The sequence below is a fragment of the Flavonifractor plautii ATCC 29863 genome (assembly GCF_000239295.1).
Taxonomy (GTDB): domain Bacteria; phylum Bacillota; class Clostridia; order Oscillospirales; family Oscillospiraceae; genus Flavonifractor; species Flavonifractor plautii.
Window position 1 is genome coordinate 1 of record NZ_JH417816.1, and the last position, 7,002, is coordinate 7,002.

Annotated in this window: 7 protein-coding genes; 4 read left to right on the forward strand and 3 right to left on the reverse strand. The window is 66.2% G+C overall.

Features of this window, described 5'->3' with window-relative positions; translation table 11 throughout:
• The first annotated feature begins 134 nt into the window (after window positions 1–134).
• The 4 genes from HMPREF0372_RS21350 (at window position 135) to tsaA (ending at window position 4,467) form a co-directional block, all read left to right on the forward strand.
• The gene (locus HMPREF0372_RS21350; RefSeq protein ID WP_007493404.1) at window positions 135–278 is read left to right on the forward strand and encodes a hypothetical protein; all 144 of its coding nucleotides are present in this window, start codon (window positions 135–137) and stop codon (window positions 276–278) included.
• Complete coding sequence (locus HMPREF0372_RS13270) at window positions 265–891, forward strand: SDR family NAD(P)-dependent oxidoreductase (RefSeq protein ID WP_007493405.1); 627 nt, start codon at window positions 265–267, stop codon at window positions 889–891. Before HMPREF0372_RS21350 ends, HMPREF0372_RS13270 begins: the two co-directional genes overlap by 14 nt.
• A gap of 253 nt (window positions 892–1,144) precedes the next feature.
• Window positions 1,145–3,781: a translation factor GTPase family protein gene (locus tag HMPREF0372_RS13275; RefSeq protein ID WP_007493406.1), complete on the forward strand. Its 2,637-nt coding sequence runs from the start codon at window positions 1,145–1,147 to the stop codon at window positions 3,779–3,781.
• Complete coding sequence (gene tsaA, locus HMPREF0372_RS13280; RefSeq protein ID WP_007493407.1) at window positions 3,778–4,467, forward strand: tRNA (N6-threonylcarbamoyladenosine(37)-N6)-methyltransferase TrmO; 690 nt, start codon at window positions 3,778–3,780, stop codon at window positions 4,465–4,467. Before HMPREF0372_RS13275 ends, tsaA begins: the two co-directional genes overlap by 4 nt.
• A 51-nt stretch (window positions 4,468–4,518) precedes the next feature.
• On the opposite strand, the gene HMPREF0372_RS13285 is transcribed toward tsaA, so the two are convergent.
• The 3 genes from HMPREF0372_RS13285 to HMPREF0372_RS21105 form a co-directional block, all read right to left on the reverse strand.
• Entirely contained in the window at window positions 4,519–4,749 is a 231-nt protein-coding gene (locus HMPREF0372_RS13285; protein WP_007493408.1) for a hypothetical protein, read from the reverse strand.
• Between the two features lie 109 nt (window positions 4,750–4,858).
• A complete protein-coding gene (locus HMPREF0372_RS13290) occupies window positions 4,859–5,632 on the reverse strand; it encodes an AIM24 family protein (RefSeq protein WP_007493409.1) in 774 nt (257 codons plus the stop codon).
• A 185-nt stretch (window positions 5,633–5,817) separates the two neighbouring features.
• On the reverse strand, window positions 5,818–6,741 hold the full coding sequence (locus tag HMPREF0372_RS21105) for a reverse transcriptase domain-containing protein (RefSeq protein WP_039997543.1): 924 nt from the start codon (window positions 6,739–6,741) through the stop codon (window positions 5,818–5,820).
• Between the last annotated feature and the right edge of the window lie 261 nt (window positions 6,742–7,002).

Below are 7,002 nucleotides of genomic sequence, written 5' to 3' on the forward strand. Positions count from 1 at the left end.
CTGGGAACCTTCCGGTTCCCAGGGCCTCCTGCTGTACTGCATACGTCTAAAAATTAACGCTTGTCATTTGGGTTCTTAAGTGCTATCATCACAGTATCATATCTATACTAATCGGTTTGAAAAGGAGAATAAGCATGAAAGAACTCGAAAACAAGGTCGCTCTGGTCTCCTCCTCCACCCGCGGCATCGGCCTGGCCTGCGCCAAGACGCTGGCCGCCCAGGGGGCCGCGGTCTATCTCGGGGTCCGCCGGCGGGCGGGCCGGGGTGGTCTTCTTTGACGCCTCCCGGGAGGAGAGCTTTTCCGGCATGGTGGACGAGGTGGCGGCCAAGGAGGGCCGGCTGGACATTCTGGTGAACAACTTCGGCTCCACCGACGTCAAGACCGACCTGGACGTGGTGAACGGCCCCTCAGAGGACTTCTTCCGCATCGTCAACACCAACCTCAAGAGCGTGTATCTGCCCAGCAAGGCGGCGGTGCCCCTCATGGCCAAAAACGGCGGCGGCTCCATCATCAACATCGGCTCCGTGGGCGGCCTCTACCCCGATCTGAGCCGCACGGCCTATGGCGTCAGCAAGGCGGCCATCCACTTCCTCACCAAGGACATCGCCGTGCAGTATGCCCGGCAGGGGGTGCGGTGCAACGCGGTGCTCCCCGGCTTCACCGCCACCGACGCCGCTCTGAACAACATGTCCCAGGCCTTCCTGGATCTTTTCCTGAAAAACGTCCCCCTCAACCGCCCCGGCCGCCCGGAGGACATCGCTGATGCCGTCGCCTTCCTGGCCAGCGACCGGGCCGCCTTCATCACCGGCGAGATTCTGCCTGTGGCCGGCGGCTTCGGCCTGCCCACCCCGCTGTACGGCTCCTATATGAGCGCGGGGGCCAAGGGCTGATTTCCCCTTCAGAGGGCCCTTCGGGGCCCTTTTTGTTGCTATGCTTTTGCATAGCAACAAGGGCCGTGTGCCGCTTTCAGCGGCGCGGCCATGAACGCAACAGCCCGTGGGCCGGGACGGCCCACATGCGCAAAAGCTTCCTGCGCACCGGCGTCTGCCTGGGCGCGCGGCGCGCTTTAAGCCCATGAAGCTTGTTGCCCCGTCCGCCCCGGACGTGCTATACTATAGTATCACACCGTAAAGGACGGCTGCTATGGACAAACTGGTTGTAGGCATTCTGGCCCATGTGGACGCGGGGAAAACCACCCTCAGCGAGGGGCTGCTCTATACCTGCGGGCGCCTGAAAAAGCTGGGGCGGGTGGATCACCAGGACGCCTTTCTGGACACCGACCCTATGGAGCGCGCCCGGGGCATTACTATCTTCTCCAAGCAGGCGGTGCTCCCTGTGGACGGGGCGGAGCTCACCCTGCTGGACACGCCGGGTCACGCGGACTTCTCCAGCGAGATGGAGCGCACCCTCCAGGTGCTGGACTGCGCCATCCTGGTCATCAGCGGCACCGACGGCGTACAGGGCCACACCCACACCCTCTGGCGGCTGCTGGAGCGCTACGGCGTGCCCACCTTCCTGTTTGTCAATAAGATGGATCTGGCGGGGGCGGACAAGGCCGCCCTGCTGGCGGGGCTGAAAGCCGGGCTGGACGAGGGGTGCGTGGACTTCACCGCCCCGGCGGCGGAGCGGGACGAGGCGGCCGCCCTCTGCGGCGAGGACGCGCTGGAGCGCTATCTGGAGGACGGGGCGCTGGACGGCGATACCCTCACCGCCCTTATCGCCCGGCGGAAGCTCTTCCCCTGCTGGTTCGGCTCCGCCCTGAAGCTGGAGGGGGTGGCCGAATTCCTCCGGGGGCTGGTGGCGTACGCCCCCCGGCCCCGGTATGGCCCCGATTTTGCCGCCCGGGTGTTCAAAATTTCCCGGGACAACCAGGGGAACCGCCTGACGTGGATGAAGCTCACCGGCGGCGCCCTGCGGGTGAAGGAGGCCCTCTCCGGCCCCGGCTGGACGGAGAAGGCCGACCAGCTACGCGTCTACTCGGGGTCCAGGTTCCAGACCGTGGACGAGGCCCAAGCGGGAAGCGTGGTGGCCGTCACCGGCCTGAGCCGCACCGCCGCCGGGGAGGGCCTTGGGGCAGAGGCGGAGGCCCTGCCCCCCGCCCTGGAGCCGGTGCTCACCTACCAGGTGCTCCTCCCCGAGGGGCAGGATCCCCACGCCGCCCTGGGCAAGCTCCGCCTGCTGGAGGAGGAGGATCCCCAGCTCCACCTCGTGTGGAACGAGCGGCTGCGGGAGATCCACATCCAGCTCATGGGGGAGGTTCAGCTGGAGATTCTCCAGGCGCTGGCGGCCCAGCGCTTCGGCCTGGCGATCACCTTCGGCCCCGGCGGCATCGTCTACCGGGAGACCATCGCCGCCCCGGTGGAGGGCGTGGGCCACTACGAGCCCCTGCGCCACTATGCCGAGGTTCACCTGCTGCTGGAGCCGCTCCCCCGGGGGAGCGGCCTGGAGCTGGCCGCCGCCTGCCCCCAGGACATGCTGGACGGGAACTGGCAGCGGCTGGTGCTCACCCATCTGGCGGAGAAGCCCCACCTGGGGGTGCTCACCGGCTCCCCCATCACCGATGTGCGCATCACCCTGGTGGCGGGGCGGGCCCACCTTAAGCACACCGAGGGGGGCGACTTCCGGCAGGCCACCTACCGGGCGGTGCGCCAGGGCCTCATGGAGGCGGAGAGCATCCTGCTGGAGCCGTGGTACGACTTCCGGCTGGAGCTGCCCCCGGAGCAGGTGGGCCGGGCCCTGTCCGACCTCCAGCGCATGGGCGGGCAGGCTGGCACGCCGGAGACCGCCGGGGCGCTGAGCGTGCTCACCGGCTCCGCCCCGGTGGCGGGCCTGCGGGACTATGGCCGGGAGGTGGCCGCCTACACCCGTGGCCGGGGACGGCTGAGCTGCACCGCCGGCGGCTACGCCCCCTGCCACAACGCCGATGAGGTGATCGCCGCTCTGGGCTACGACCCGGAGCGGGACGTGGACAACCCGGCGGACTCGGTGTTCTGCGCCCACGGGGCGGGCTACAACGTGAAGTGGAGCGAGGTCAAGGCCCGCGCCCACGTGGACAGCGGCCTGCGCCTGGGGGCGGAGCCGCCCCCGCCGGAGGAGGCCGCCCCCGTCCGGCCCCGCAGCGTGTCCTACGCCGCCTCCCTGGAGCAGGACAAGGAGCTCCAGGCCATCTTCGAGCGCACCTACGGCAAGGTGGAGCGGGGCGCCTTCCGCCCCCAGCCCAAGCCCGCCCGCACCAGCCTGGACGACCGGAAGTACTCCATCCAGGCCCAGAAGCAGGGGCCGGAATACCTGCTGGCGGACGGCTACAACCTCATCTTCGCCTGGGAGGAGCTGAAGGCGGTGGCCCGGGACAACCTGGACGCCGCCCGGCAGATGCTCATGGAGGTGCTCAGCAACTACCAGGGCTTCAAGCAGAACATCGTCATTCTGGTGTTCGACGCCTACAGGGTCCCCCGCAGCGTCCAGGACGTGACGAAGTACCACAACATTTACGTGGTCTACACCAAGGAGGCCGAGACGGCGGACACCTATATTGAGCGGGCCACCTACGAGATCGGGAGGCACCACCGGGTGCGGGTGGCCACCTCCGACGGGGCCGAGCAGCTCATCATCCTGGGCCACGGCGCCCTGCGGCTGTCGGCCTCCGCCTTCAAGGCCGAGGTGGAGCAGGCCGCCGGCCAGATCTCCGCCATTCTGGCGGCCAACAACCGTTCCGCCCCCTCCCAGCCGGTGGCCGCCGCCCTGGAGAGGGCCCGGCGCAGACAGGAGGACAAGCCATGATCCCCATGGAAATCATCGCCACCATCCGCAGCGACTTTCCCACCAAGTTCGGGATACCCCGCCAGAGCGGCCTGGTGGAGGAGCTGCGGGCCACCGTGGTCTTCGAGCCGGAATACCGCAGCCCCGACGCGCTGCGGGGGCTGGAGGACTTCTCCCACCTCTGGCTCATCTGGCAGTTCTCCGAGGCCGTGCGGGACAAGTGGTCTCCCACGGTGCGGCCCCCCCGGCTGGGGGGCAACACCCGCATGGGGGTGTTCGCCACCCGCTCGCCCTTCCGGCCCAACCCCATCGGCCTGTCCTGCGTGCGGCTGGAGGGCATCCGGAGAGAGCCGGAGCTGGGCTGCGTGCTGGAGGTCTCCGGGGCCGATCTGATGGACGGCACCCCCATTCTGGACATCAAGCCCTACATCCCCTATGCCGACTGCCGCCCGGAGGCCAGCGGCGGCTTTACCGGCAACAGCGGCGGGGCCACCCTGGCGGTGGACTTCCCGCCGGAGCTGCTGGAGCGGGTGCCCGCGGACAAGCGGGCCGCCCTCACCGGCGTGCTCTCCCGCGACCCCCGCCCCCCCTACCAGCACGATCCGGAGCGGGTATACGGGCTGGACTTCGCCGGGGTCAACATCCGCTTCACCGTGGACGGGGACACCCTCACCGTCCGGGCGGTGAAGCGCATGGCGGACAAATAGGACAAAATAGATAAAACGCCGGGCGGCCAAGGCCGCCCGGCGCTTTTACGTCTATGCCGTCTGCTCCAGCAGGAGCGGGTAGAGCTCCGCCTCTCCCGTCCCCTGGAACCAGAAATTCCAATAGTCATCCATGTAGTAGTAGACCAGATTCCCAGGGCAGAAGGTCATGCGGTAGTATCCGGAGGTGTCGGTGACGGTGACGCCCTCCGGCTCCTCCGCCGGGGCGGGCAGGGGCCTCTCCCCCTCCGGGCCGTCCGCCTCAGTCAGCCCCCGGAACGACACAGACGGGCGGCGCAGTACTTACTTAGTCACCCAGTGGATAGCCGCACCCTATATACAAGGGGCGGCCCAAACCTTTGTTAATCCCTGGGGCCCAAGGCCTGGCATCCGCTCAGATATTGGGCATCTTTGCAGTGGGCATCATCAGCACCTTTCCGGTACCACGGTATACGTTCACAAGGCCCTCACCAGAGGCGGCCGAGCCGATTAGGCTCTTACCGGAGCGCTCCACGGTGAAGTCCAGGCTCTTACTCCAGGCAATTGCATAGTTGCCGTCCACCTTCAGTACATCGTTCTGGAGGGTGATCTCGATCAATTCCTCCTTGGGACAGTCGGACTCGATACAGAATATGCCGCTGCCGTTGAGGCTCAGGTTAAACAGCCCCTCGCCGCCAGCCACCGCGGAGGAAAGGTTGGAGCGCATGACCGCCTTGTGCTGCAGGCTGGACTCACAGGCCAGAAACAGGCCGTCGTCCAGCACGACGCTCCCACCCCAGTCGGCAGCGTCCATCAAAATAAGGTACTTATAGGTTGGCTCCAGCACCAGCAGTCCGTCGCCGGTGTACTCCGGCTTAATTGCAGACTCACCACTGGCCTTGCCGCGCACCGCCTTCCCCAGGAAGTCCCCTACGCCCTTAATGCCGGTGGTGGCGTTCACGTTGCCCAGCATCCACTGCATGGCACCCGCCTGAATGGTCACATGGGACTTGTGCAGATGGCATACCAGTTGGCGCTTTTTGACGTTCATCTGTGCGCTGAAGTAGGCCGTTACTGCAGAGGACGGCGAAACGCTCAAATCCCGCTGGTATTCAATGATCTGAAAGGCACCCAGCTCAGAGAGCACTTTTACGTCATCATTCTCGGTAAAATTGGAGACCTGGTACATAGGTTTTCCTCCATTCAATTGATATGGGTAGGTCTTTTTATCCATAGAAAAGATATATGTTTATTATAATATACTTCCGTCTTCGCCACAAGAAAAATGTATATTTTATAGAAATATCACAAGCAGTAGGAAGCCATCACATCGCCGCAGTCAGGAGCACCCCGTTTCCCATATGCCCTCCCCGCTTAACGCCCATCCCGCATCTCGTCCAGCAGCCAACGGCGGTACTCCGCCGCCTCCTGGCTGTCCGGCTGGGCCTGGAGCCAAAAGTCCACCTGCCCCAGCAAGCGACGCAGGCACTGCTCCCGCCCCTCCGCCAGGCCGACAGCCCTCAGGTGCTCCTCTACACCCCGTCTGCGGCAGAAGTACAGCTCCTGCCGCAGTCTGCGGCGGCAGCAGGCGGGGACGGCCACCCGTTCGTTGACCACCAGGCCGGTGACCCGCTTCTGCTGGCCGTCCCGGCACAGCGCCCGCTTGGCCCGGTTGAGCCGGAAGCCCAGCGCCCGCAGGCCCTCCTCCGCCCGCTCCTCCACGCCGTCCAGCGCCGTCCCGGAGAAGGCGAGGTCGTCGCAGTAGCGGGTATACACCACCCCCCGGGCCCGGCACCAGGCCCCCAGCTTCTCGTCAAAGGGGCGCAGCACCAGATTGGCGATCCACGGCGAGGTAGGCGCGCCCTGGGGAAGTACATCCCGGTCGTAGCAAAGCATGGAGAGGAGAGTCCGCAGCGGCTCGGCGTAGATCTCCGCCGGGAAGGCCGCCTCCTTCACCTGGATATAGCGGATACTGTCGAAAAAGTGCAAAATGTCCAGCTTCAGCAGCTCGGGGCGGCCCACATGCCGCCGGGCATTCTCCACCACCCCCGCGCCGTATCGGTAGGCGGTGGCATGGGGCGACACGGGCATGCCTGAGAGCAGCACCCGGGCGATGCGCCGCTGGATGTCCTTGAGCACAGGGTCCGGCACCCGGAGCACCCGCACTCCGCCGTCCCGCTTGGGAACCTCCGCCCGGTGGTAGTGGGCTGGAATCCGGTTGCTGACGGCATACAGGGTGCGGAGGGGAAGCCCCAGGTCCCGGGCCAGGGAGGGGCCCTCTTGATAGACGATTCCCATGGCCGCCCCTCCCTTCCCGGTTCGGAACAAAACCTGCTGTATGGCGAACGGCGCGGCGGTATCCCCCTGCACACCGCAGGTGTGCTGAAATACCGCTGCGGCGCTTCGGCGGAGCGAAGCGAATACGCGTGAGTCTGCGGGACCGGCCGCGATTCGCGGCCGGCTCCGGCGTCTGAGCCGGGCTTCTCTTTTGTTCCGTGGTCCCAGCATAGCACAGCTCCCTGAAAAATACAAGCCGGGCCGCCGGGAATTCCCGGCGGC